Origin of the sequence: Rhodanobacter soli, from assembly GCF_039523495.1 — a bacterium.
Classification (GTDB): Bacteria; Pseudomonadota; Gammaproteobacteria; order Xanthomonadales; family Rhodanobacteraceae; genus Rhodanobacter; species Rhodanobacter soli.
This window is the reverse complement of record NZ_BAAAFK010000001.1, coordinates 16,594-41,909: the sequence shown is the minus strand read 5'-3', so window position 1 is coordinate 41,909 and position 25,316 is coordinate 16,594. Positions and strand designations below refer to the sequence as shown.

The following is a 25,316-nucleotide window of genomic DNA, read 5'->3' as shown; positions in this document are numbered from 1 at the left end:
GTTTCCATCGATCTTCCATCGCGGCCTTCAATCGCTGCGCGGCCAGTTGAGCTCCACGCTGTGCTCCGCCCCGTCGTCGGTCAGCGGAATGCAGCCATCGGCCAGCGCCACGCCGTCCAGCCACACGGTGCTCGGCGTGCCGGCCTCGCTCTGGCGCAGGTTGATCCGGTAGGCCGTGTCGTGATGGCGGTAGTCGATGGAGAAGCCTTCCCACTCGGGCGGCAGCACCGGCGCGAAGCGCAGCTTGCCGGCTTCCAGGCGCAGGCCCAGCAGGGACTCCACGATCAGCCGGTACATCCAGCCGGCGGAACCGGTGTACCAGCTCCAGCCGCCGCGGCCGACGTGCGGCTCGACTGCATAGACGTCGGCGCTGACCACGTAGGGCTCGACCTTGTAGACGTCCATCTGCGCGGCGTCGATGCCGTGGTTGACCGGGTTGATCATGCGCAGCAGTTCCCAGGCGCGCGTGCTGTCGCCCAGCTCGGCGAACGCCATCGTGGCCCAGATCGCCGCGTGGGTGTATTGGCCGCCGTTCTCGCGCACGCCGGGCACGTAGCCCTTGATGTAGCCGGGGTCGAGCGTGGACTTGTCGAACGGCGGCCGCAGCAATTGCACCAGGCCGGCGTCGCGGCGCACCAGGTGGGCATCCAGTGCATCCATCGCCTGCTGCCGGCGTTCCGGCGAGGCCATGCCGGACAGCACCGACCAGCTCTGCGCGATCGAGTCGATCCGGCATTCGTCGTTGCCGCTGGAGCCCAGTGGCGTGCCGTCGTCGAACCAGGCGCGGCGGTACCAGGCGCCGTCCCAGCCGTGCTGTTCCAGCGCGATGCGCAACCGGGCCACTTCGCCTTCGCAGCGTTGCGCGAACGCCTCGTCGTCCTGCAGCCGGGCCACCTCGGCGAAGCGGACCAGCACCTCGCCGCTGAAGAAGCCCAGCCATACGCTCTCGCCGCGGCCTTTTTCGCCGACCCGGTTCATGCCGTCGTTCCAGTCGCCGCCGCCGATCAGCGGCAGGCCGTGCGCGCCGCGCTGCGCGAGGCTGCGCTCGATCGCGCGCACGCAGTGCTGGTACAGCGTCTCGTGCAGGCCCGAGGGTTGCGGCAGGTCGTAGTACGACTCCTCGCCGGGGTGCAGCTCGCGGCCCTCGATGTAACCGATCCGTTCGTCCAGCACGCCGCGGTCGATGCCGGCCAGCACGTAGCGGCTGGTGGCCAGCGGCAGCCACAGGTAATCGTCGGAACAGGTGGTGCGCACCCCACGGTCCAGCGGCGGGTGCCACCAGTGCTGCACGTCGCCCTCGACGAACTGGTGCGCGGCGCACAGCAGCAGCTGCGCGCGCGACAGCGCGGGTGCGGCGTGCAGCAGTGCCATCGAATCCTGCAGCTGGTCGCGGAAGCCGAACGCGCCGCCGGACTGGTAGTAGCCGCTGCGCGCCCACATGCGGCAGGCAATGGTCTGGTACAGCAGCCAGCCATTGGCGAGTACGTCGAGTGCCGGCTCCGGCGTGCGCACCTGCACCGTGCCGAGCGTGCGCGCCCAGTGCGCACGCACCTTGTCCAGCGCGTCGGCGGCGCTGCCGCTGCCGCGGAAGCGCTGCACCAGTGCGCTGGCGTCGGCGGCGTCGCGGCCCAGGCCGAGGCGGAAGATCAGCTGGCGCTGCTCGCCGTCGTCCAGGTTCACGCTGGACTGCAGTGCCGCGCACGGGTCCAGCCCCGCGCCGAGCCGGCCGGACAGATGCGCGCGGCCCAGCCCGACCGGTGCGCGCATGCTGCCGTTGCGGCCGAGGAATTCGCTGCGATCGCCGTCGATGCTGCGGCCGGCGTCGTCGACGTCGAAGAACGCCACCCGGTTCGGGAACTCGGTGTTGTACGCGTTGCGCGCGAGCAGCGCGCCGCTGGCCGGGTCCGATTCGGTGACCACGTGCATCGCGGTCTTCTCGCGCAGGTCGCCGAGCAGCCATTCGACGTAGCCGGTGACGCTGAGCCGGCGCGCCTGGCCGGACTCGTTGCGCAGTTTCAGCACTGAGAATTTCACCGACGCATCCAGCGCCACGTACACCCACAGCTCGGAGTGGATGCCATCCTCATGGTGCTCGAACACGCTGTAGCCGAAGCCGTGGCGGGTCACGTACGTACCGCTGCCGCGGCACGGCAGCGGAGTCGGCGACCACACCTGGCCGGTCTCCTCGTCGCGCAGGTACAGCGCCTCGCCGCCGCCGTCGCCGACCGGGTCGTTGTGCCATGGGGTGAGCCGGAATTCGTGCGCGTTCTCGCCCCAGGTGTACGCGCTGCCGCTGTCGGAGATCACCGTGCCGAAGTGCGGGTTGGCCAGCACGTTCGACCACGGCGCCGGCGTGCTGTCGCCAGCGGCCTGGGTGATCACGTACTCGCGGCCATCGCTGCTGAAGCCGCCGTGCGGATTGGCCAGCTGCAGTGTCGCGGCGGCGCGGGCGCTGGTGGCGAGCATGGCGCTGCCGATGCGCTTCGGCCGGCTTGGCTCGAAGCGCGGCGCATGGGTTCCCACTCGGCGCCGGCCGATCTGTTCGGCCAGGCTGCCGCGGCCGTCGTTGAGGATGATCCGCGCGCTGGCCAGCACCACCAGCCGGTCCTCGCTGGACAGCTGCTGCGCCGGGCGCACGAAGATGCCGCCGGGGCGATCGAGCAGACTGGCTTCGCTGCCGGAGGCGATCAGGCCCATGATCTGGTCGTGCAACTCCTGCCGGTAGCCGGCGCGGTCCTCGTTCCAGATCACCAGGTCCACCGCCAGCCCCTTCAGTCGCCAGTACGCGTGTGCCTGCACCAGTTGGCGCACCAGTTCGATCCGCGCCGGGCTGGCGATCTGCAGCAGCACGATCGGCAGGTCGCCGGAGATCGCCTGCCCCCACAGCCCGGACTGGCCGCGGCGGTTGCCGCGCAGCGCGGCCGGTTCGGCGCGCAGGCTCGCGTTCGGGTAGATGATCGAGGTGGCCAAGTGCTCGTACAGCTGCGCGTCGGCGAGGCTGGCATTGAGCTGGCGCAGCAGCACCTGGCTGTGCGTCCAGGCCAGGTCGAACACGCGGTCGGCGAGGTGGCGGTCACGGTACTTGCCGATCAGCCGCAGGCAGTCGTCGCGCCGTTCGGCGATGCCGGTGACGAAGTCGATCGTGGCCGATTGTTCCGGCTCCAGCGTGATGCGGCAGCGGATCGCCACGATCGGGTCGAGCACCGAGCCGGCGCTGTTGGACAGCTGCGCCTGCTCGCGATCGAGCGCCTGCGGCTCGGCGGTGCTGCGGCCGCGGCCGATGAAACGGGCGCGGTCGGTCTCGTAGGAGATCGCGTCGATGTCGGCATCGTGCACCGCCAGCAGGTGGAACATCCACGGCACGTGCTCGTCGGCGGCGCGCGGGCGCCGTGTGCACACGATCGCCTGCAGTGCCGGCACCAGTTCGGTCTGCACGAACAGCTTGCTGAAGGCCGGGTGCAGTGCGTCGGCGAGCGGCCGTGCCAGCACCACCTCGGCGTAGCTGGTCAGCTCGATCGTGCGGCGCGTGCGGCTGCGATTGGTGATGCGGGTGCGGCGCAGCTCGATGTCGTCTTCCGGCGACACCACGATCTCGGTGTGCGCGTCGAATTCGTGTTCGCGCACGCGGAACTCGGCGCGCGCGTCGGAGAAGATCGCCTCGAACTGCTCGGTCTTCTTCAGCGTGGGCTGGTACGCGGTGGACCAGCAGTCGCCGCTGGCGACGTCGCGCAGGTAGCAGAACATGCCCCAGTGGTCGCGCGTGATGTCCTCGCGCCAGCGCGTCAGCGCCAGCTCGCCGCGCCGGCTGTAGCCGCCGCCGGCGCTGCTCAGCATCACGTGGTAGTGGCCGTTCGACAGCAACTGCACCGCCGGGCGCGCGCGGTCCGGGTCGGCGAACACGCGCAGCCGTGCCTCGGTCGGGCGCTCGCTGCCGTCCGATTCGGGGAAGCCGGCGGCGTGCAGGTATTCCGCCGCGGTCTTCGGCACGCGTTCCTGCAGCAGCAGGCTGGTGGCCTGGAACTGCGGGTCGGATTCGAAGCGCCGCTGCATCGGCCGATCGAGCAGCGCATGGCCCAGTGCCAACAGGCTCATGCCCTGGTGGTGCGCCATGAACTGCCGCACCAGGGCCGAGTCCTGGCCCATCGGCAGCCGCGCCGGGGTGTAGTCGATCGCCTCGTACAGGCCGAAGCGGCCGCGCGCGCCGGCCTCGGCCAGCCGCTGCAGGTTCCGCGTGGCCGCGGCCGGCGCCACCATCAGCGCCAGCGCGCTGGCGTACGGCGCCACCACCACGTCGTCGCCCAGCCCGCGCTTCAGCCCCAGTCCGGGCACGCCGAACGCGCGGTACTGGTAGGTGAAGTGCGTGTCCAGCGTGTTGTAGCCGGATTCGGAAACACCCCACGGCACGCCGAGCTGGCTGCCGTATTCGATCTGTCGCGTCACCGCGGCGCGGCAGGTCTGGTCGAGCAGGGTGCCCTCGTAGCTGGGCATCACCAGCATCGGCATCAGGTACTCGAACATCGAGCCGGTCCACGACAGCAGCACCGGTTCGCCGCCGACGGTGGTGAGCAGGCGCCCCAGCGAGAACCAGTTGTCCTGCGGCAGCTGGCCCTGCGCAATGCCGACGAAGCTGGCCAGCCGCGCCTCCGACGCCAGCAGGTCGTAGTAGCCGGCGTCGAGCCGGCGCTGGTCCACGTTGAAGCCGATCGCCAGCAGGTCGCGCGCGCCGTCGTACAGAAAGCGGTAGTCCACCAACGCCAGCTCGCCGGCCTGCTGCGCCAGCTGTTCGATCGCGGCGAGGCGCGCGCGCGCGCGTTCGCGCACGCCTTCGGCGTCGGCCTCGGCCGGCCACGCGAGCGGTTCGATCCGGCCCAGCTGGCGCAGCGTGGGAATGCCGCTGAAGCCGACCTCATCGTCCGCCGGCGGGTCGAGCTCGAACGCGGCGGCCTCGGCGCACAGCTCGTCGCACTGCGCGAGCAGTGCATCGAGCCAGAATCGCGCGTCGCTGCCGGGTTCGCTGTCGAGCCTCGGCTGCAGCGCCTGTGCATGTCCGCGTAGCCGTTGCAGCAGCACCGTGGCTGCGCCGGTGATCGCCGGCGGCGTGACGAGTCCGGCCTGCAGCTGCTGGCGCAGCGGTTCCAGCGCGCGTGCGGCGTCGGCGTCGAGCGTGTCGTGCAGCAACGCCAGCGTGTCGAGCAGGCCGTGCAGCACGCGCGGCTGGAACACCGGCTGGTCGGGCAGTTCCTCCAGCCCGGGGCGCAAGGTCAGCAGGTGGCCGGCCAGGTTGCCGCTGTCCACCGCCGAGACGTACAGCGGCGCCAGCGGCTGCAGGCTTTGCGTGTCGTACCAGTTGTAGAAGTGGCCGCGGTGGCGCGGCAGCTGCTGCATGGTGGCCAGACTCAGCCGCGTGCGTTCGAGCAGGCGGCCGGCGCCGAGGAAACCGAAGTCGTGCGCGGCCAGGTTCGCCAGCAGCGCCATGCCGATGTTGGTGGGCGAGGTGCGGTGGGCGATCGCCGGCCCGGGTTGCTCCTGCAGGTTGTCCGGCGGCAGCCAGTGGTCGGCGGCGCCGACATGGGTGTCGAAGAACGCCCAGGTTTGCCGTGCCAGCGTGCGCAGGAAGCGCCGCTGCGCCGCATTCGGCGCGAACGCGTCCGGCGTGCGCGGCTGGCTGATCCACCACGCGATCGCGGGCGAGCCCAGCCACAGCAGCAGCAGCGGGGTCGCCAGCCACAGCGCCAGCGGACGCTGCAGTACCAGCGCCACGCCCAGCAGCACGGCCAGCACCGGACCGATCCACATCGACCGCCACAGCGTCGCCGGTGCGTTGCCGCTGCGTCGCTCGACCTCGCTGGAGGTCTGCCACTGCAGCAGGTGGCGCTGGCTGATCGCCATGCGCCACAGCGTGCGCACGATCGCATCGAGGTGGTACAGCGCCTCGTGCGGCAGCCATGCCAGCCCCAGCGCCATCCGCGCCAGGTGCTGCAGGCCGGCCTGGAAGCCGGCGCGCAGGTGCTGGTCGAGCTGCACCTCGCGCGGCTTCTGCACCAGCTCCAGCAGTGCCGACAGCAGCGGCGGCACCAGCACCATCGACAGCACCGCCACGGTCCACGACAGCACCGGCGCAACCAGCAGCCAGCCGGCCACCAGCAGCACCAGCACCGCTACCGGCACCAGGCTGCGGCGCAGGTTGTCGAGGATCTTCCAGCGCGACAGGGCGGTCAGCGCATTGCGGCGCCAGCCGGCGTGCGCGGTCGGCGCCCATGGCAGCAGCCACGGCAGCAGCTGCCAGTCGCCGCGGATCCAGCGATGCCGGCGCCTCACGTCGGCGCCGTAGCGGGCCGGGTAGGTCTCGAACAGCTGCACGTCGCTGAGCAGGCCCGAGCGCGCGTGGCAGCCTTCGACCAGGTCGTGGCTGAGGATGCGGTTGTCCGGGAAGCGGCCGTCCAAGGTGCGTTCGAACGGGTCGATCGCGTAGATGCCCTTGCCGATGAACGAACCTTCGCCGAATACATCCTGGTAAACGTCCGAGACCATCTGCGTGTACGGGTCGATGCCGGCATCGCTGCCGTACAACTGCGCGTAGCGCGAGCGCGCGGTGCTGGGCAGGCTGATCCCCACGCGCGGCTGCAGGATCGCGTAGCCGCTGACCACGCGGCGCCGCTCCGGGTCGTACACGGCGCGGTTGAGCGGGTGGTCGATGGTGCCGACGAAGGCCTGCGCCGCGTCGCGCGGCAGCTCGGTGTCGGTGTCCAGGGTGATCACGTACTGCACCGGGCCCAGCGCCGCGATGTCGCCCACGACGAGCATGAAGCGGCCGTGTGCGTTGCCGCGCAGCAGCGCGTTGAGGTCGGCCAGCTTGCCGCGCTTGCGCTCGTGGCCCATCCAGCACCGCTCACCCGGATTCCAGTGGCGCGGCCGGTGGAACAGGAAGAAGCGGTCGGCCCCGCCGTCGGCATAGCGTTCGTTGAGCGCCTCGATGCGTCGTTGCGCCCGCTGCAGCAGCGCTTCGTCATCGGGCAGGGTTTCGTGGTCCGCGTCGGCGAAGTCGGTGAGCAGGGCGAAGTGCAGTTGCTCGTCGCGGTTGCCGAGGAAGCGCACCTCCAGCGACTCGACCAGCTCGTCGACGTCCTGCGCGCTGGCGAACAGGCTGGGAATGACCACCAGGGTGCGCGCGCTGGCTGGGATGCCGTGCGAATAATCCATGCGCGGCAGCTGTTGCGGCGCGATCGACAGCGTGGCGATCCAGTTGAGCAGGCTCAGTCCCAGCTGGCTGGCCAGGATCGCGGCGGGAATCGCCAGCGCGAGCAGCGCCCACGTCGGCCAGCGGTCGTGCGCGCCGACGGCGACCAGTGGCTGCGCGAACGCAAACGTGAGCAGCGCCAGCAGGCCCAGGTAGATCGGCAGCGGCGCGCGGTCGAAGCCGCGGCGCAGCGTCTCGCGCAGCGGCGGCCGGATGCCCAGCTGCTGCTCCAGCCGGCACCGGCCGCGGTCGATCAGGTAGTAGCCGACGTGCTGCGGCAACGGCACGGTGCAGTCGGTGGGTGCGTCGGCCTGGCTCAGTGCGATCGCCGCCTCGGCCACCTGCAGCTCGGTCAGCCGGTGCCGGCGCGCCATCGCTTCCACGACGTGGCGATAGCGGTCGCGCGTGGCGAAATCCATCGCCGCGTAGACGTCGGCCGGATCTTCGCGCAAGCATTGCTCGACCAGGCTGGAGTGCTCGACGAAATCGCGCCAGTCGATCGCCGACAGCGTGCGCAGGCTGCCGATGCTGTTGCTGATCGTGACCTGGTTGGCCGCCTGCTGCTGCGCTTCCAGCTGCACCAGGTGCTCGATGCTCTGCCCCGAGGCGGCCAGGCGCTGCTCGATCCAGCTCAGCGGCAGCGCCAGCGCCGGGCTCTGGCCCTGCAGCCGGCGTGCCATCTCGGCCACGAACGGGCCGTTCATCGGCGGGTTCGAGCGCGCCATGTCGGCGACCACCAGCACCACCGAGTTCGCGTCGCGCTCGGCGGTGCTGGTCATGCTGTCGGCCCAGCGCACGGCCTTGCCGCGGCAGCCCCAGTCCGCCATCACCCGCGCGGCGACCCGGCGCAGGTTCTCGATCAGCGCCAGCCGCAGCATGATCGGGATCGCCCACAGCTCGCCCAGCCGCAGCGGGGTGACGTCCTGGTAGGCGCCGATGAAGTGCAGCAAGCTGTGCGTGTCGACCCGGCCGTCGCCGTGCGAAATGATTTCCAGCGCGATGTCGTAGACCCGCGGCAGGCCGGCCGACGGGCCGTTGGCCAGGCGTGGCAATTCGCGGCTGTAGCCCTTCGGCAGATGTCGGCGGGCGATCCGGATCTGTTCTTCGATCAGGTAGAAGTTGTCCAGCAGCCATTCGCCGGCCGGGGTGATCCGCCGGCGCTTGCGGGTGGCATCGGTCAGCCGCTCGCAGGTGTGGGTCAGCACCGCCTCGTTGTCAGCCAGCCGCACCAGCAGCAGGTCCATCCTGGAGCGCGCGCTCAGCCGGTGCTGGCCGGCCAGCGTGCGGCCATGCCGCTCCATCTGCTCGGTGCTGAACAGCTCTGCGCGCAGCGCCGGCTCCTGTTCCGGCCGCGTGCGTGCGGCCGCACGACGACGGCGGAACGCGCTCAGCCGGCGCAGTTTGAGCAGGTCGAGGAGGTTGCTGATGTTCAAAAGCGGTTTTCCTTGGGCCTCGTGGGATCGGCCACGAGGCGTCCATGCGGGCGGAGTGCTGGCGGGAACCCGTGCGAGGGGCTGCGACCGCCGGCTCGGTCCGACCCTACGCGCCGGCATGTGAAGACGGCGCACGCTACGATGGGCGCCCGCCTCTACCGGAGCCATGCCGTGTCGTTGCAGATCCGCGCCGCTACCCTCACCGACCTGCCCGACCTGGCCGCCTGGAATGCGGCGATGGCCTGGGAGACCGAACACAAGCGGCTCGACCCCGCGACGCTGGAGCGCGGTGTTGCGGGCGTGCTCGAGCAGCCGCGGCGTGGCTTCTACCTGGTGGCGGAGCGCGACGGCGTGGCAGTCGGTTGCCTGCTGGTGACCTACGAGTGGAGCGACTGGCGCGACGGCGACTTCTGGTGGATCCAGAGCGTCTACGTGGTTCCCGCCGCGCGCCGCGACGGTGCGTTCCGTGCGCTGTATGCCGACGTCGCGCAACGCGCCGCGGCCGCCGGCGCGGTCGGCCTGCGCCTGTACGTGGAAACCGAGAACCGGCGCGCGCAGGCGACCTACGAAGGGCTCGGCATGCAGCGTTGCCATTACTTCATGTACGAGGCGCTGCTGTCGGACTCCGCGGCGTAGCTTCGTAGGGCGGAAGGCTCAGGCGGGTTCGGCCAGCAGCTTCTGGAATGCCGCCGCCGGCATCGGCGCGCCGTACAGGAAACCCTGCAGCTGCGAGCAGCCCGCATGACGCAGGAAGGCGCCCTGCTCGCGCGTCTCCACGCCTTCGGCGATCACCTCCTTGTTGAGGCTGCGCGCCATCGCGATGATCGCGCTGGTGATGGTGGCGGTGTCGCGGTCGGTGGTGATGTCGCGCACGAACATGCGGTCGATCTTCAGCGCGTCGATCGGGAAATGCTTCAGGTACGACAGGCTGCAGTAGCCGGTGCCGAAGTCGTCCAGCGACAGCCGTACGCCGCGTCGCTTGATCCGCTGCAGCAGGCCGGTGGTGGCGTCGCCGCCGGACATCACCATGCGCTCGGTCAGTTCCAGTTCGAGCAGGCCGGCCTCTAGTCCGCTGCCGTCCAGCACCTCGTCGAGCCAGTTGTAGAACTCGGCGTGCTGGAACTGCAGCGGCGAGACGTTCACCGATACCGGAATGGGGCGGCCGTGGCGCTGCCACAACTGCGCCTGCCGGCAGGCCTGGCGCAGTACCCAGGCACCGATCGGCAGGATCAGCCCGGAGTCCTCCGCGACCGGGATGAACTGGTCCGGCGTGTACAGCTCGCGCCCGTCCACCTGCCAGCGCAGCAGCGCCTCGGCACCGACGATGCGGCCGCTCTGCGCGTCCACCTTGGGCTGGTAGTGCAGGCCCAGCTCGTGCCGCGGCAGCGCCTGGCGCAGCGCCGTCTCGATCCGCCGGCGCGCTCGCGTGCGCTCGTTCATCGATGCGGTGAAGAAGCGGTAACCGTGCAGGCCCTGCGTCTTTACCGCGACCAGCGCGGTCTCCGCGTGCTGCAGCAGGTCGTCCGCTTCGAGCGCATCGTCCGGGTACACGCTGATGCCGATGCTGAGTTGCAGGCCGAGTTCGGGCAGGCCGTCGACACGGGTCTGCTCGCCGTGGTTGATCAGGGTCTGGCACAGGCTGGCCGCCTCGCCCGCGCTTTCCAAGTGCGGCAGCATCACCACGAATTCGTCGCCGCCGTGGCGGCTCAGCAGCTCGTCGCCGGGCAGGCAGCGATGCAGCTGGGCGGCGAACGCGCGCAGCACCCGGTCACCGGCAGCGTGGCCATGCAGCTCGTTGACCTGCTTGAAGTTGTCGATGTCGATGTAGAGCAGCGCCGCGCGCTGCTGGCGGCGGTTCGCGGTGGTGATCGCCTGGCCGATGTGGTCGTGCAACTGGCTGCGGTTGGGCAGCCCGGTGAGCGTGTCGTGCTGGGTCAGATGGATCATCTTCAACGCCAGCGCACGGGTTTCGCTGACGTCGTGGAACACCAGTACGCCGCCGATCACGTTGCCGGCGTGGTCGTGGATCGGCGCCGAGGAATCCTCCACCGGTGTGTCGAAGCCATGGCGGTGGCGCAGCAGGGTCTTGCCGGCCAGGTCGACGATGGTGTTGTGCCCGATCGCCGCGCGCAGCGGATTCGCCACGGCGTGGCCATGCTGCGCATCGAACAGCTGGAAGATCTCCTCGATCGGCCGGCCCTGCGCCTCGATGCCGGTCCAGCCGGTCATCGCCTCGGCGATCGGGTTGAGCGAGGTGATGCACAGCTGCCGGTCGGTGGTGATCACCGCGTCGCCGATCGAGCGCAGGGTCACCTCGGCCAGTTCGCGCTCGCGATGCAACGCGTCCTCGAACGCCTTGCGCTGGCTGATGTTCTGCACCTGCGAGACGAAGTACAGCGGCGTGCCCGGCTCGTCGCGCACCAGCGACACGCTGAGCTGGATATGCACCACGTGGCCGTCCTTGTGGAAGTTGCGTTTCTCCAGCTGGTACGACTCGCGCTGGCCGGCTAGCAGCTGCGCCATCAGCTCGGCGTCGGCGGTGATGTCGTCGGGATGGGTGAGGCTGGCGATGTCCAGCTGCAGCAGTTCGTCCTTGCGGTAACCGAGCATCTGGCAGACCGCTGCGTTGACGCGCAGGAAATGGCCGTCCGGATGGGTCAGCGCCATGCCGATCGCGGCATGCTGGAACGCGCCGAAGAAGCGCTGCTCGCTCTCGTGCAGCTGCAGTTCCAGGGCGTGCCGTTCGGTGATGTCGACCAGCGCGGTGAAGATGCCGCGGACCCGGCCGCCGGCGTCCAGGTCGGGCTGGAAGTTGCCGTGCGCGTAGCGCCGCTCGCTGCCGTTGTACAGCTCGCCCTCGTAGCTGGCCATGCGGCCGGCGTAAGCGCGCGCCAGCGCTGCGCTGGCCAGCTCGTGGTTGCGCCGGCCGACCACGTCGATCAGGCGTCGGCCGATCAGTTGCTGCGGATCGATGCCGAGCCAGCGGCGGTGGGTGTCGTTGGCGAAGCGGAAGCGCTGCTCGAGGTCGAGGTAGGCGAGCAGCGCGGGCGTGCCGTGGGCCACCCGTGCCGGCCAGTCGGTTTCATCCGGAAGCGATGGCGATACCTCGGCAGGCTTGAGCGGCCGCATGGTCATTCCGTCAGCATGGCGCCCCCTGTCGGCGCCTTGCCATCATGCGCCGAGTTGGCGCCGTTGCCCAGCTACCCGATTCGCGGCCCCGAGGGGTTCAGTGCAAGGCGGTGGGTGGTGCGCCGAGCCGGCCGTCGCCATCCAGCACGACGCGACCCAGCGCGTGCAGTTCGCCGGCACTGCCGTAACGGTCCGTCAGCAGTGCCAGCAACGGCCCCAGCGCCTGCGGCTGCAGCGGGTAAGCGTGCGCCAGCGCGCGCGCACGGCCGCCGTCGCCGCGTTGCGCCACGGTGATCGCCACCACGCCGAGGCCGGGCGCTTCGTGGGCGAACAGTGTCGGCGGGTCGTAGCCCGGTTCCACCGCGGCGAGCGTCTCCAGCAGGTAGCCGTCGGCCGCTTCGGTCTGCCCTGTGGTGTCCGGTTGCAACTGCAGCGGCAGCTGGTGCGCGTCGAGCAGCGCGGCGTACTGGCGCAGTTCGAACACGATGCCGGCGAACCCATGCGCGCGCTGCGCGACGTCGCCGCCCTGCGCGGCCAGCCATTGTGCAGGCGACTGCGCCAGCACCTTGCCGTCGGCGTAGCGCAGGGCCAGTCCGCGTGCGCTCATCGTCGCTTCCTCGCGGTATGGGGTCAGTAGCGCCGCCTCCAGCAGCGCCCACAACGGTGCCAGGTTGACGTGCTCGTACTGCACGCAGGTCAGCGCCAGCAGGTCGTTGCGGCTGAGGTAGCGCACGTGCTCCAGCCGGATGCCGAGCGCGCGCATCAGCCAGTCGGCGGTCAGCGTGCCGGCCTCGCCACGGCCGACCAGCTGGATCTCCAGCTGCTCGGACAGCTCCTCGGCCAATTCCGCCGGCGCCAGCAGGCTCATCGGCAACAGCCGCATCGGGCCTTCCGCGTACACCGGCGACGGTTCCAGCGACGGCGCCGGCATGTGCCCCTCATGGCTGCCGAAGGCCACCACGTTCTGTAGATGACCGCGCGGCACGCGCTTCGCCAGCTCGTCCAGCGTGGCCCACACCGGGAAGCCCGGCCGCAGCAGCTCGACCTGGTCGAACAGCGCGCCGGCCAGCGCCAGCCGGGCGGCGTCGACCTGCGGCACCAGCGCGTGCAGGTCGGCGGCGACCAGGGCGGCCAGTTCGGCCGCCGCGTCGCGGGTGAGCGTCAGCGGAGCCGGTGGCTCGCCCGCGACCGGTTCCAGGGCCAGCACGACCGGCAGGGCGAGCAGCGTTTGCGCTTCCACGAGGCGGTGATCCTTGGGCAAAGAGAACTGATTCTACCATTCAGCGTTTTGGGCTTCCGCCGCGCGGCATGGCGGGTTAGCCTTGACAGACTTGAGTGGTGGACTGTTCCGAGCATGGAAAACACGCAAAGGCGCGTCGGCATCATCGGCGGCGTACGCATCCCGTTCTGCCGCAACAACACGGCGTATGCCGACGTCGGCAACTTCGGCATGTCAGTGAAAGTGCTCGGCGCGCTGGTCGAGCGCTTCGGGTTGCACGGCGTGGAGCTGGGTGAAGTGGTGATGGGCGCGGTGATCAAGCACTCGTCCGACTGGAACCTGGCACGCGAGGCGCTGCTCAGCTCCGGGCTGGCGCCGACCACGCCCGGCATCACCACTGCGCGCGCCTGCGGCACGTCGCTGGACAACGCGATCATCATCGCCAACAAGATCGCCGCCGGGCAGATCGAGGCCGGCATCGCCGGCGGTTCGGATACCACCTCGGACGTGCCGATCGTCTACGGCCCCCGCCTGCGCAAACGGCTGCTGGCGATGAACCGGGCGAAGACGCCGCTGGACAAGCTGAAGGTGGCACTGCGCGGGTTCTCGCTCGGCGAGCTGAAGCCGTCGTTCCCCGGCGTGGCCGAGCCGCGCACCGGCAAGTCGATGGGCGACCACTGCGAGCAGATGGCGAAGGAGTGGCATGTCACCCGCGAGGCGCAGGACCAGCTGGCGCTGGACAGTCACCACAAGCTGGCTGCCGCGTACGACGCCGGTTTTTTCGACGAGCTGCTGGTGCCGTTCCGCGGCCTGAAGCGCGACGGTTTCCTGCGCCCGGATTCGACCATGGACAAGCTGGCCTCGCTGAAGCCGGCGTTCGACAAGACCTCCGGCCACGGCACGCTCACCGCCGGCAATTCCACCGGTTTGTCCGACGGTGCCGCGGCGGTGCTGCTGGGCAGCGACGCGTGGGCCGCGCAGCGTGGCCTGAAAGTGCAGGCGTACCTGCGCGACGCCGAAGTCGCGGCGGTGGATTTCGTGCACGGCGAAGGCCTGCTGATGGCGCCGACCATTGCGGTGCCGCGCATGCTGGCGCGCAACGGGCTGACCCTGCAGGACTTCGACTACTACGAGATCCACGAGGCGTTTGCGGCGCAGGTGCTGTGCACGCTGCGCGCGTGGGAGTCGGCCGACTACTGCAAGAACCGGCTTGGCCTGGACGCGTCGTTCGGTTCGATCGACCCCGCCAGGCTCAACGTGCACGGCTCCAGCCTCGCCGTCGGCCACCCGTTTGCCGCCACCGGCGCGCGGATCATCGCCACGCTGGCGAAGATGCTGGAGCAGAAGGGCTCCGGCCGTGGCCTGGTCTCGATCTGCACCGCCGGCGGGATGGGCGTCACCGCGATCCTCGAACGGTGACGGGTCGGCGGCTTCAGCCGCGATTCGCCCTGGAGGGTGCATAAAGGCCGCTATGTTTCGCCTGCGCACCACCACCACCCTCAGCTTGCTCGCTCTGGCCGTCGGCATTGCCGGCACCGGCTGGCTCAGCGCGCTGACCACCGACTGGTCGGGCCCGCCGCCGCGCTATGCCGCCGCGCGGACGGCATCCGCGCCGCGTGCCCCGCCCGCGCCGCGGCGCTCGCATGCTCCTGCCCGCGTGGTGCGAACCACGCGCGTGCCGGCCGATCTCTCCGCTGTCGACGCTGGCGCTGCGCAGGCCAGCGTGCCGCCGACACCGGAACTGGTGCCGCTGGCGATGCCCGCCGACACGTCGCAACCGTGGTACAAGCTGCGCGGCCATCTGGACGGCCGCGTGCTGCTGCGTGTCGACGTCGATGGCGCCGGCCAGGTACGCAGCGCCAGCATCAGTCAGTCCAGTGGCGATCCGGTACTCGACGAGCACGCGTTGCGCAGCGTGCACGGCTGGCGCTTCGCGGTACCGACGGATTGCCCCGACGGCCTCAGCGGCGAACTGCCGATGCGCTTCTCCTCGCAGGGCGACCGCATCGCGCAACTGCCGTAGGGCCTTGGTCCAATCGTTGAGCGGGCGTGCCTTTGAGCGAAAGCGCAGAGCTTTCGCCCTCCTGCGGAGGGCGAGTTACTTCTCTTTTGCTTGTCCAAAGGAGAAGTAACCAAGAGAAAACGACCCCCCGCTTCCGCGCTTTCCGGGCATCCTGCCCGGAAAGTTCGCGTGCGGGTTACGGGGTTTGTCGACAGGGCATCGGACAACCGCTCCTGCGTTGCCTCAACTCCGGCATCCATGCCGTCGCCTGCCCTGACGCCAAATTGGCTTGCATCCCTGCGAACCACCCTGCGGGCTTTCCTCCACCCGCCCGCCGCTTCAGAGGGGACCCCGGGTAGAGCGACGCGCATCCTGCGCGTACTTTTCAGAAAAGCCAGTTCAAGTGCGAAGCCGCGGCGGAGCGATGCCTTGCTGTGGCTTTTCGGCTTTGTCATCGAGTGCGGGCCACGATGGCCCGCTGCTCTACCCGGGGTCCCTTGCGCGGCGGTGAGTCGGGGTCGACAGGCCGCGCAGCGGGCATCGACAGGGATGTCGATGCCTTTTCGCCAGGGCAGGATGCCCTGGCGAAAAGCCCGGCCCCGGCTCACGGACTTGCCGGGCAGGAGCCCGGCAAGCGCCAAGTGGGGTGCCCATCTCTTTGGTTACTTTCTCTCGGGCAAGCGAGAGAAAGTGACTCGACCTCCGAAGGAGGACGAAAGCTCTTTGCTCTTGCTTCAAAAAACACAGCCGCGAAAGCGATTTTCTCGGAGCGAAAGGCACGGCCAGCGACGCTCACAGCACGCCCTTGGCGCCCACCCCGAACGCGGTGACCAGCCGCGTGATGATCAGCTTTGGCGACAGCGCCACGTCGGGGAAATCGCCGACCGGCTGGTAGCAGGCGTAGAAGTTCGGGTCGGTGGCGCGCAGTGGCTGGCAGCCGGGCTTGAGCTCGTAGCTGGTGGCGTAGCGGAACGGCCACAGGTCGAACAGCGGCAGTTGCTCGGAGACCGTGCCGATCGCCTGGTTGATGTCGGTCAGCACCGGCACCTTCGACTGTCGCGGTGCGATCACCCACGCGTTCTCCGGCTGCGTGCTGCGCATGACGCTGTGGCGCAGCTGGTCGGCGAAGCCGTGGTCGTAGACGATCACGCCGGCTTCGGTGTTGTAGCGATCCGAGCGCGGGTCGAAGTTGTGCGAGCCGATCATCGCGAAGGCGTCGTCGACCACGATCGACTTCGCGTGCAGGCCGAAGCGGCGGCCTTCGCTGCGCAGTGGTGCCGGTCGATTGTTGCTGCCGCGGCTGCCGAGCAGGTGCAAGCGCGCCTCGGCGGCGCCGGCTGGCCCGGCGGTTTCCCGCGGCGGGCCGGCCGCATCCATGCCGAGGTTGGCCAGTTCGTTGTCCACCGCCGCGCTGGGTGCGTGCGGCTTCATCTCGTGGATCTCGAAGCCGAATTTCTTCAGGTAGCGCTTGCGGTGCTTGTACGACATCGCATACACGGCAAACGCATCGGTCGAAGCCAGCGAGTTGGTGGAGACGATCACCCGCGGCGGATCGGCGCGCCGGTGCAGCACGCGGAAGATGTGCTGGGCGTGTTTGCTCATCACCAGGTACGGTGTCTGCAGCAGCACCTCGCGTTTCGCCGCGCCGATCATGCGCATGATGTGGTGGGTGAAATCCAGTGCGCGCCGCTTGTCCGGCTTGTCGGTCTTCGCCGGCAGGTCGCTGAAGTAGTCGACCTTGCCTACCCGCAGCGAGGCGTCGACCAGCCAGGCTTGCAGCCAGGCCGGATCCTCGGCGGCCTGCTGCACGCGGGCCACCCGCGCCGGCCGCAGGTAATGCGGGGTCGGCCAGACCAGTGGCGCGCGGTCGGACAGGATGCGCCGGTTGACGTCGCGCAGGTGGGTCAGCGCTACCGAGCGCCGGTGGTTCCAGAACAGCTTGAAGCTGGCCGCCATCTGCTGCGCGGCGGGGCCGCCGACCATCACGTCGCGGTCGACGTAGTCGAACGTGTCGTCCCAGTTGAAGTAACGATCCTGGTAGTTGCGCCCGCCGGTGATGCCGATGCGGTCGTCCACCAGCAGCAGCTTGTTGTGCATGCGCTGGTTGAACTGCATGAAGCAGCACAGCACGCCAGCGGCGAATTCCAGCGGTTGCGTGTGGGCTTTCTGGAAGGTCGGGTTGTACAGCCGCACCTGCAGGTTCGGGCTGACCCGCGCCAGCCGGTCGAGCAGGTCCGGGTCGTCGAAGGAAAACAGCTGGTCGGCCAGGATGCGCACGCGCACTCCGCGCCGCGCCGCCTGCACCAGTTCGTCCAGCATCAGCTGGCCGGCGTCGTCCTGGTCCCAGATGAAGGTCTGCACGTCGATCGACTGCCGCGCCGCGCGCACCAGGTTGATCCGCGCGGCCATGGCCGGCTCGGAGTCGTCGAGCAGGGTGACCACATGCACCGGCCGCTCCGGCGTGGAGGCGGCCAGTGCTTCCGTGGCGGCGGCCAGCAGCGGCGACGGTTGCGCGCAATGATCGGCCTGCGTGCAGCTGACACGGCGATCGGTGGTGGCGGCGGCCACCGCATCGGCGCGACGGATCTGCGCGCGTGACACCGTGCAGCCTTGCAGCAACAGGAGCACGAGCAGCAGCGGAAGGGTGAGTCGGTGCAGGACAGGCATGCAGGGATGATACGTTTTGTGCGTGCCGTGACCGTGAGGGAGTGGCGGCAGGCGTCGCATGGCCGCGCCGGATGGCTGGCGCGACCTGTCCAGGTCAGGCCGGCGCGCGCGTCAGGGCGACCAGAACGCGTCCAGGCGCGCGTTGCCCGGCTCCAGTGCGCCGTCCAGGTGCAACACGGCCAGCGCGCCGGGCGGCATGCCGCGGAATTCGTCGGAACGGCCTTCGACCAGCAGGGCGACCAGCCGCTCCATGCCGGGGTTGTGGCCGACCAGCAGCACCGTGCCGGCGTCGGCGTGCTGGTCGAGCAGGGCCAGCAGTTCGCCGGGCGAGGCGTCGTAGATCTCGTCGGCCTGTTGCGGCACCGGTGCGTTGTCGATGGCGGCCAGCGCCAGCCGGGTGGTCTCGTCGGCGCGCCGGGTCGGCGAACACAGCACGCGGTCGGGGCGCAGGCCGTGTGCGGTCAGCCACAGCCCGGCAGCCTGGGCTTCCCGCTCGCCGCGCGCGCTGAGCGGGCGTTGCCGGTCGTCGCCGGAGGCTTCTATCGGTACGGCTTCGGCGTGTCGCAACAGGATCAGTTCGTGCATGGGGAACTCCGGGGGTGTGGTTGCGCAGGCGCGCGATGAACGTCGGGAGGGGCGCGCTTCAGTGCTGGCGCTTGATCCAGCGCAACAGGGCCTTCCAGTCCTGCTGGTGACTGCGGACCTGTTCGGATTGGTAATCGAAGATGCCCTTGCCGAGGCCGCTAAGCAGCACATAGGCCTGGCTGTCGCGCAGCTGCGCGGCGATCGGGAACGGCGATTGCTCGGCGAGTTGGGTGAGCGCGTCCTGGCTGGCGTGGGTCCACGGCTTGAGCCGGTTGGCGACCAGCGCCACCGGCAGCTTGCCGCGGCGGATGCGATTGATCGATTGCAGTTCGCCGAGGAAGCGCAGCGTGGCGTCGAGATCGAACGAGGACGGCAGCACCGGTACCAGCAGCACGTCGGCCACGTCGATGAAGGGTTCCAGCTCGCGCTCGCCGGAACCGGCGGGGGTGTCGATCAGCAGCTGCTGGGTGTCCGGCGGCACGCGTTGCAGGCTGCGGCGGCCGCTGTCGAGCGCCAGCACGCCGGGGACATTGTCCGGTCTGAGCTCGGCCCAGCGGAGGCTGGAGTGTTGCCGGTCGGCGTCGATGATCGCGGTGTGCTGCCCCGCCTGTGCCCAGTGCGACGCCAGTTGCGTCACCAGCGTGCTCTTGCCGCAACCACCCTTGCTGCTTGCCACCAGCGTCGTAAGCATCGGATCACCCCTGCCACGGAAGGTGGACCAAGCCTACCGGGGGGAGCGGGAAAGGGAAACAGGGAACGGGGAACGTGCAGCGCGGCAGCGTGGGTTCCTCCGACCCCTGCTCGATTCACTCCGTCTTGCGCGGCTGCCAGTCGGCGGGCGCTTCGGCCGGAATGCCGTTGTCGCGCAGGGCGGCCAGCTGCAGGCTCATCTCGGTGCCGCCGCTGCGAGCCAGTGCCAGCAGGCGTTGAGCCAGCGCCGCGTCATCCGGCGCCCGGGCCAGCAGCTGGGTGAAGCTCTGCACCTGCCAGACCAGGTTGCGGCGGGCGGCCTTCGCTTCCTGCTGCTGCGCCGGGTCATCGGCCAGCAGCTCGCGCAGGTGCAGGCCGAGCGAACGCGCCAGCGGACTGGAGCCCCACTCCAGCGTCTTGCCCAGGGCCAGGCAGTCGGCCTTGATCGAGGCATCCTGGCCGGCGTTCTCGCACAGCTTGGCGATCAGCTGCAGGCTCGGCTGCGGCTGCGTGCCGGCCAGGCCGTAGACCAGCACGGTCTGCATGCCCACCGCGCCGCCCGGGTGGGCCGGGTCCAGCGTGTCGGCGGGTGGCGGCAACACGCCGACCGAGGTGGCCAGCGCCTGCAGGCTGGTGCCAGCGTAGTCGTCGTAGAGTTTCGCCGCGGCGGCCTTGGCCAGGTCCTCGCGGGCGGCGTCCTGCTTCATGCTGCGGGCGTCGGCGCCGAGCTTGAGCAGCCATACCGCGGCGTTGTCCGGCGCCTGGCCGAGCAGATGCTGCAGCGCTTCGCCGTTTGGGCAGGCGTCGGCGTTGGCGTCGCAATCGGCCAGCTGCATCCAGTACGCCGCCGCGCCAGCGCCTTCGGCCTGGGTGGCGCGTTCGATCAGGCGGTGGAAGCTGTTGCTCGGGGTCTGGTTGAACAGCGGCCGCGCCAGCAGGGCCGCACCGAGCAGCCGCAACGGGTCGCCGCCCGGCGCCAGCACGCTGACCAGGTCGCGCTGGAACGCGAGCTGGGCCTTGTCGCGGGCCTGGGCCGCCTTGTCCGGCGTGCCATGGCTCTTGCCGGCGGCGGTCTTGCTGGCGAATGCCGGCGCGACGGCCAGCGACAAGGCGCACGTCAAAACGAGGCAATGCAATCCACGCATCATGGGCTGGGGTCCGCAGTCAAAGCGCGCAGCATACCGCCCGGGGATTAAGCGCGGCTGATCCGTCGGTCGGCGAAGACGGATCGGAGCGACAAGGCTTGCTAGGATGGGAGTCCCGGCGCAGGGCCGCGCCCTCATGTCATCGTTCGGGAGACGCGTAGTGGATCATCTGTCGACATTCGCCGGCGGCGCACCCTGGTTTGTCGGCTGGGGCACGCTGGCCTTGATCAACACCGCCCTGGCGCAGGGCAAGAACCGCAGCGGCCTGCTGTGGTTCCTGCTGTCGCTGCTGTTCGGCCCGCTCGCCACGTTGCTGCTGGTGCTGCTGCCGAAGGTGCGCTCGAAGATGTTTTGAGGGCGGGGAATAGTAGGGAGTGGGGAACAGGGAATGGGAGGAGCGACCCGCCGTGGCTCTTCTATTCCTCGTTCTCTATTCCCTATTCCCGGCTTTATTCGCCCAACGCCTCGCGCATGAACTCCGGCTGGGCCAGCGCGCCCTTGTGGATCTCGGCGTTGTAGTAGCGGGTGGGGAAGTTCTTGCTGATCGCGCCGCGCTCGCGGAAGCCGGACAGGTCGCCGCCCTTGCGCGCCATCGTGCAGCTCCACCAGCCGGTGGGGTAGCACGGCTGCGGGAACGGCAGCGTCTTCACCGCGTTGAAGCCGGTGGTGCGCATGGCCGACCGCATCGACTTGATCAGGTCGATATGCGCCAGCGGCGATTCGCTCTGCTGCACCAGCAGGCCGCCGTGACGCAGCGCCTTGTAGCAGCTGGCGTAGAACGCGGCGTTGAACAGGCCCTCGGCCGGGCCGACCGGGTCGGTCGAGTCGACGATGATCAGGTCCAGCGACTCGGGCTCGGCCTCGGCCATGTACTTGATGCCGTCGATGAACAGCAACTCGGCGCGCGGGTCGCCGTTGGACTCGCACAGCTCGGGGAAATACTCCTCGGCCAGGCGGGTCACGCGCTCGTCGATCTCCACCTGCACCGCGTGCTCGACTTCCTCGTGCCTGAGCACTTCGCGCAGCGTGCCGCAGTCGCCGCCGCCGATGATCACCACGCGCTTGGCGCGCGCATGGGTGAACAGCGCCGGGTGGGTCATCATCTCGTGATAGAAGAAGTTGTCGCGCGTGGTCAGCATCACGCAGCCGTCGATCACCATCAGGTTGCCCCAGTCGGTGGTCTTGTGGATCTCGATGGTCTGGAACGGGGTCTTCTCCGCATGCAGCAGTTGCTCGGTGCGAAAACCGATGGAAGAGCCGGAGGCCTGATGGGCCTCGGTGAACCAGCTGACTTCATTTGACGCGAGCTGCTGCGACATGGCGGGCGTTCCTGGCGAACCGGGTGGAAGAGCAAGACCGCCCATTGTAGCGACAACCGCGGTGAACGTCCCGGGAGCACCCTGGCGTTCCATGCGCATATCGTCACAGGCGCCCATTACAATGGCGCCCTGGCATGGCCGGCGCAGCGCGCCGGCCGCCGACCAGTCCGATCGGCCCCGCGGCGTGCGAGGCTTCCGGTCGCTCGGGCTCGTGCTCCTTCGTCGAGCAACACCGTCAAGGCTCGCCGCTGCGACGACATCATCCGTTGGTAAAAGGAACCATGTTGATGTCGAACCCCTGGAATACCGACTCCGCCCGCCACACCTACGCCGTGCCGCACTGGAGCGATGGCTACGTCGACGTGAGCCCGGCCGGCGAGATCGTGATGCGCCCGCGCGGCGCGAACGGCCCGGCACTGTCGCTGCCGCAGATTGTCGAACGCGCCCGCGGCGAAGGCCTCAGGCTGCCGCTGCTGGTGCGCTTCCCGGACATCCTCGCCGATCGGCTGGCGCGGCTGCAGGGCGCGTTCGCCAGCGCGATTGCCGACAGCGGGTATGCGGGCGGCTATACCGCGATCTACCCGATCAAGGTCAACCAGCAACGCGGCGTGGCCGGCGAGCTGGTCGCCGCCGGCACGCATGGCTTCGGTTTGGAAGCGGGTTCGAAACCCGAGCTGATGGCGGTGCTGGCGATGGCGCGGCCAGGTTCCATCGTGATCTGCAACGGCTACAAGGACCGCGAATACATCCGCCTGGCACTGATCGGGCGCAAGCTCGGCCTGCGCGTGCACATCGTGATCGAGAAGCTGTCCGAACTGGATCACGTATTCAGCGAGGCCAAGGCACTGGGCGTGGAGCCGCTGCTCGGCGTGCGCGTGCGGCTGGCCTCGATCGGCGCCGGCAAGTGGCAGAACACCGGCGGCGACAAGGGCAAGTTCGGGCTGTCGCCGCAGCAGGTGCTGAGCCTGATCGAACGGCTCGACGCGGCCGGACTCAAGCACACGCTGAAGCTGCAGCACTTCCACATGGGCTCGCAGATTTCCAACGTGCGCGACATCGCCAACGGCATGCGCGAGGCCACGCGTTACTTCGTCGAGTTGCGCCGGATGGGCGTGCCGCTGGAGATCGTCGACGTCGGCGGCGGCCTCGGCGTGGACTACGAAGGCTCGCGCTCGCGCAGCCACAATTCGATCAACTATTCGATCGAGCAGTACGCCGCCACCATCGTGCAGTCGCTGGCCGAGGCGGTGGCCGCCGAAGGGCTGGATGCGCCGCATATCCTCACCGAGGCGGGCCGTGCGATGACCGCACACCACGCGGTGATGGTGGTCAACGTGACCGAGGTGGAAGAAGTACCCCCCGGCGCGATCCCGCCGCCGTGCGTGGATGAACCGGCGGTGCTGCGCCGGCTGCGCGAAACGTATGAGGAACTGGACCACCGCCCCGCACTGGAACTGTTCCACGAGGCGCAGCACCATCTCAACGAAGGCCAAACGCTGTACGCGCTGGGCCAGCTGGCACTCGCCGACCGTGCGCGGCTGGACGAGATGTACTACGCGATTGCCAACGCCGTGCGCACGCGGCTGCTGCCGGCGGAACGCTCGCATCGTGCTGCGCTGGACGAGCTGGACGAGAAGCTGGTCGACAAGTACTTCGTCAACTTCTCGGTGTTCGAGTCGATCCCGGACGTGTGGGCGATCGGCCAGATCTTCCCGATCGCGCCGATCGCCCGGCTCGACGAGCAGCCGACCCGACGCGGCGTGATCGTCGACCTCACCTGCGATTCGGACGGCCGCATCGACCACTACGTCGATGCCGAAGGTGTCGACGTCAGCCTGCCGCTGCACCCGCTGCGGGACGGTGAAAGCTACCGGCTCGGCATCTTCATGGTCGGCGCCTACCAGGAGACCCTGGGCGACATCCACAACCTGTTCGGCGACACCGATGCGGTCAACGTGCGCGTGGATGGCGACGGCTACGTGTTCGGGCACAAGCGCCGCGGCGACACCACCGACCTGATGCTCGATTACGTCGGTTATGACCTGGAGGTGTTGCGGCAGAGCTACCGCGAGCGCATTGCCAGCGCCGGCGTGACCGGCGATGAAGCCGGGCGGTTGTACGACACGCTCAACGGCGGACTCACCGCGTACACCTACCTGGCTGAAGACGTTCGTTGATGGTGTGACGGTGGTGCCCGGCCAGCCCCAAGGTCCGATGGCGGCCGTCGTGGCGGTGCCTACAATCCGGCGGATGGGTGCGGTCCCGCGATCGCGCCCTCCCCATTCCTTACGAAGGAGCAGCGCATGACAAGTCTGAACGGCAAGGTCGCCCTGATCACCGGCGCAGCCAGCGGTCTCGGCAAGGCGATCGCCGAGCTGTACGCGCAGCACGGCGCCAGCGTGGCGATCGCCGACATCAACCAGGGCGCCGCGGACAAGGTGGCAGCGGAAATCAATGCAGCCGGCGGCAAGGCGCTCGGCGTGGCGATGGACGTCACCAGCGAGGACGCGGTCAATGCCGGCACGGACAAGGTGGTCGCCGCGTTTGGCCGTCTGGACATCCTGATCTCCAACGCCGGCGTGCAGATCATCAACCCGATCGAGCAGTTCGCGTTCGCCGACTGGAAGAAGATGCTGGCGATCCATCTCGACGGCGGCTTCCTCACCACCAAGGCCGCGCTGCAGCACATGTACAAGGATGACGGTACCGGCAAGAGCCGCGGCGGCATCGTGATCTACATGGGCTCGGTGCACTCGCATGAGGCGTCGAAGCTGAAGTCGGCCTACGTCACCGCCAAGCACGGCCTGCTCGGCCTGGCCCGCACGCTGGCCAAGGAAGGCGCGCCGCACAACGTGCGCTCGCACGTGATCTGCCCGGGCTTCGTGCGCACGCCGCTGGTGGAGAAGCAGATTCCCGAGCAGGCGAAGGAGCTGGGCATCAGCGAGGCGGACGTGATCAGGAACGTGATGCTGAAGGACACCGTCGATGCCACCTTCACCAACGTCGAGGACATCGCGCAAACCGCGCTGTACCTGGCCACCTTCCCGTCCGCCGCGCTGACCGGCCAGTCGATCGTGGTCAGCCACGGCTGGTTCATGCAGTAATCGGGGCCTGCGGGTTGCGGCGGCCTCAGCCGCGGTGCACCTGCAGCCCGGCCGCCGATTGGCTGACCGGCATCACTTCGATGCGGCAGATGTCGAGATGCGGCGGCAGGTTGGCGATCCACCAGATCGTGTCGGCGATGTCGCTGCCGGTGATCGGATGGGCGCCGGCATAGAGCTGGTCCGACGCGGCCTGGTCGCCACCGGTGCGCACCAGGGTGAACTCGGTCTCGGCCATGCCCGGCTCGATCGAGGTCACCCGCACGCCGGTGCCGTGCAGGTCGGTGCGCAGGTTCTGCGAGAACTGGGTGACGAAGGCCTTGGTGCCGCCGTACACGTTGCCGCCGCGGTAGGCATAGCCGCCCGAGATCGAGCTGATGTTGACGATCGCGCCGCGGCGCTCGATCAGTTGCGGCAGCAGCAGGTGGGTCAGCGACACCAGCGCGGTGACGTTGACGTCGATCATCTGTTTCCACTGCGCCAGGTCCGCCTGCTGCGCCGGTGCGGTGCCCAGCGCCAGGCCGGCATTGTTGACCAGCAGGTCGATGCCGGCGAACGCGGGCGGCAGGTTCGCGTGCGCGGAGCGCATCGCGGCCTCGTCGCGAACGTCGAACGCCGCCGCATGCACGCGCTCGGCGCCGTGCCCGTCCACCAACTGCTGCAGCCGTTCGGCACGGCGGCCGCTCGCGATCACCCGCCAGCCGCCGGCCACGAAGCGTTCCACGGTGGCGGCGCCGAACCCGGAGGTGGCGCCCGTAATCCAGACAGTCTTGGTCATGCGAGGAAGTT

15 protein-coding genes are annotated in these 25,316 nt (G+C 69.3%); 6 read left to right on the top strand and 9 right to left on the bottom strand.

Annotation, left to right across the window (positions count from 1 at the left end):
- Positions 1–27: 27 nt before the first annotated feature.
- Entirely contained in the window at positions 28–8,670 is an 8,643-nt protein-coding gene (locus ABD024_RS00150) for a glycoside hydrolase family 94 protein (protein ID WP_343848465.1), read from the bottom strand.
- Positions 8,671–8,841: 171 nt separating this feature from the next.
- Here ABD024_RS00150 and ABD024_RS00145 point away from each other — a divergent pair, with 171 nt between their 5' ends.
- Positions 8,842–9,306: a GNAT family N-acetyltransferase gene (locus ABD024_RS00145; protein WP_343848463.1), complete on the top strand. Its 465-nt coding sequence runs from the start codon at positions 8,842–8,844 to the stop codon at positions 9,304–9,306.
- Between the two features lie 18 nt (positions 9,307–9,324).
- Here the strand turns inward: ABD024_RS00145 and ABD024_RS00140 are convergent, their stop codons facing one another.
- Both ABD024_RS00140 and ABD024_RS00135 read right to left on the bottom strand, forming a co-directional pair.
- A complete protein-coding gene (locus ABD024_RS00140) occupies positions 9,325–11,799 on the bottom strand; it encodes a sensor domain-containing protein (RefSeq protein WP_343848461.1) in 2,475 nt (824 codons plus the stop codon).
- 97 nt (positions 11,800–11,896) lie between these two features.
- On the bottom strand, positions 11,897–13,039 hold the full coding sequence (locus tag ABD024_RS00135) for a hypothetical protein (protein ID WP_343848458.1): 1,143 nt from the start codon (positions 13,037–13,039) through the stop codon (positions 11,897–11,899).
- 114 nt (positions 13,040–13,153) lie between these two features.
- On the opposite strand from ABD024_RS00135, the gene ABD024_RS00130 reads away from it, so the two are divergent.
- Together ABD024_RS00130 and ABD024_RS00125 are read left to right on the top strand one after the other, a co-directional pair.
- On the top strand, positions 13,154–14,437 hold the full coding sequence (locus ABD024_RS00130) for an acetyl-CoA C-acetyltransferase (RefSeq protein WP_343848456.1): 1,284 nt from the start codon (positions 13,154–13,156) through the stop codon (positions 14,435–14,437).
- Positions 14,438–14,489: 52 nt separating this feature from the next.
- Positions 14,490–15,041 (top strand): energy transducer TonB family protein, encoded by a 552-nt coding sequence (locus ABD024_RS00125; protein WP_343848454.1) that lies wholly within the window; start codon positions 14,490–14,492, stop codon positions 15,039–15,041.
- 771 nt (positions 15,042–15,812) lie between these two features.
- On the opposite strand, the gene ABD024_RS00120 is transcribed toward ABD024_RS00125, so the two are convergent.
- The 4 genes from ABD024_RS00120 to ABD024_RS00105 form a co-directional block, all read right to left on the bottom strand.
- Positions 15,813–17,687, bottom strand: a complete 1,875-nt coding sequence (locus ABD024_RS00120) for a phospholipase D-like domain-containing protein (protein WP_343848452.1) — start codon at positions 17,685–17,687, stop codon at positions 15,813–15,815.
- A gap of 111 nt (positions 17,688–17,798) precedes the next feature.
- On the bottom strand, positions 17,799–18,272 hold the full coding sequence (locus tag ABD024_RS00115; protein WP_343848450.1) for a SixA phosphatase family protein: 474 nt from the start codon (positions 18,270–18,272) through the stop codon (positions 17,799–17,801).
- A gap of 58 nt (positions 18,273–18,330) precedes the next feature.
- Entirely contained in the window at positions 18,331–18,963 is a 633-nt protein-coding gene (locus ABD024_RS00110; RefSeq protein ID WP_343848447.1) for a nucleotide-binding protein, read from the bottom strand.
- Positions 18,964–19,078: 115 nt separating this feature from the next.
- Entirely contained in the window at positions 19,079–20,110 is a 1,032-nt protein-coding gene (locus ABD024_RS00105) for a hypothetical protein (protein WP_343848445.1), read from the bottom strand.
- A 157-nt stretch (positions 20,111–20,267) separates the two neighbouring features.
- Between ABD024_RS00105 and ABD024_RS00100 the strand changes: the two genes are divergently transcribed.
- Positions 20,268–20,462, top strand: a complete 195-nt coding sequence (locus tag ABD024_RS00100; protein WP_343848442.1) for an antitermination protein NusB — start codon at positions 20,268–20,270, stop codon at positions 20,460–20,462.
- 94 nt (positions 20,463–20,556) lie between these two features.
- Here ABD024_RS00100 and speE read toward each other — a convergent pair whose 3' ends face one another.
- Positions 20,557–21,426, bottom strand: coding sequence for a polyamine aminopropyltransferase (gene speE, locus ABD024_RS00095; RefSeq protein ID WP_343848440.1), 870 nt, complete (start codon positions 21,424–21,426; stop codon positions 20,557–20,559).
- Between the two features lie 287 nt (positions 21,427–21,713).
- On the opposite strand from speE, the gene speA reads away from it, so the two are divergent.
- On the top strand, positions 21,714–23,603 hold the full coding sequence (gene speA, locus ABD024_RS00090; protein ID WP_343848437.1) for a biosynthetic arginine decarboxylase: 1,890 nt from the start codon (positions 21,714–21,716) through the stop codon (positions 23,601–23,603).
- 126 nt (positions 23,604–23,729) lie between these two features.
- Positions 23,730–24,530 carry a 3-hydroxybutyrate dehydrogenase gene (locus ABD024_RS00085; RefSeq protein ID WP_343848435.1) on the top strand — a complete coding sequence of 267 codons (801 nt, stop codon included), beginning with the start codon at positions 23,730–23,732 and terminating at the stop codon, positions 24,528–24,530.
- Between the two features lie 25 nt (positions 24,531–24,555).
- Here ABD024_RS00085 and ABD024_RS00080 read toward each other — a convergent pair whose 3' ends face one another.
- A complete protein-coding gene (locus ABD024_RS00080) occupies positions 24,556–25,305 on the bottom strand; it encodes an SDR family NAD(P)-dependent oxidoreductase (RefSeq protein WP_343848433.1) in 750 nt (249 codons plus the stop codon).
- Positions 25,306–25,316: the final 11 nt, after the last annotated feature.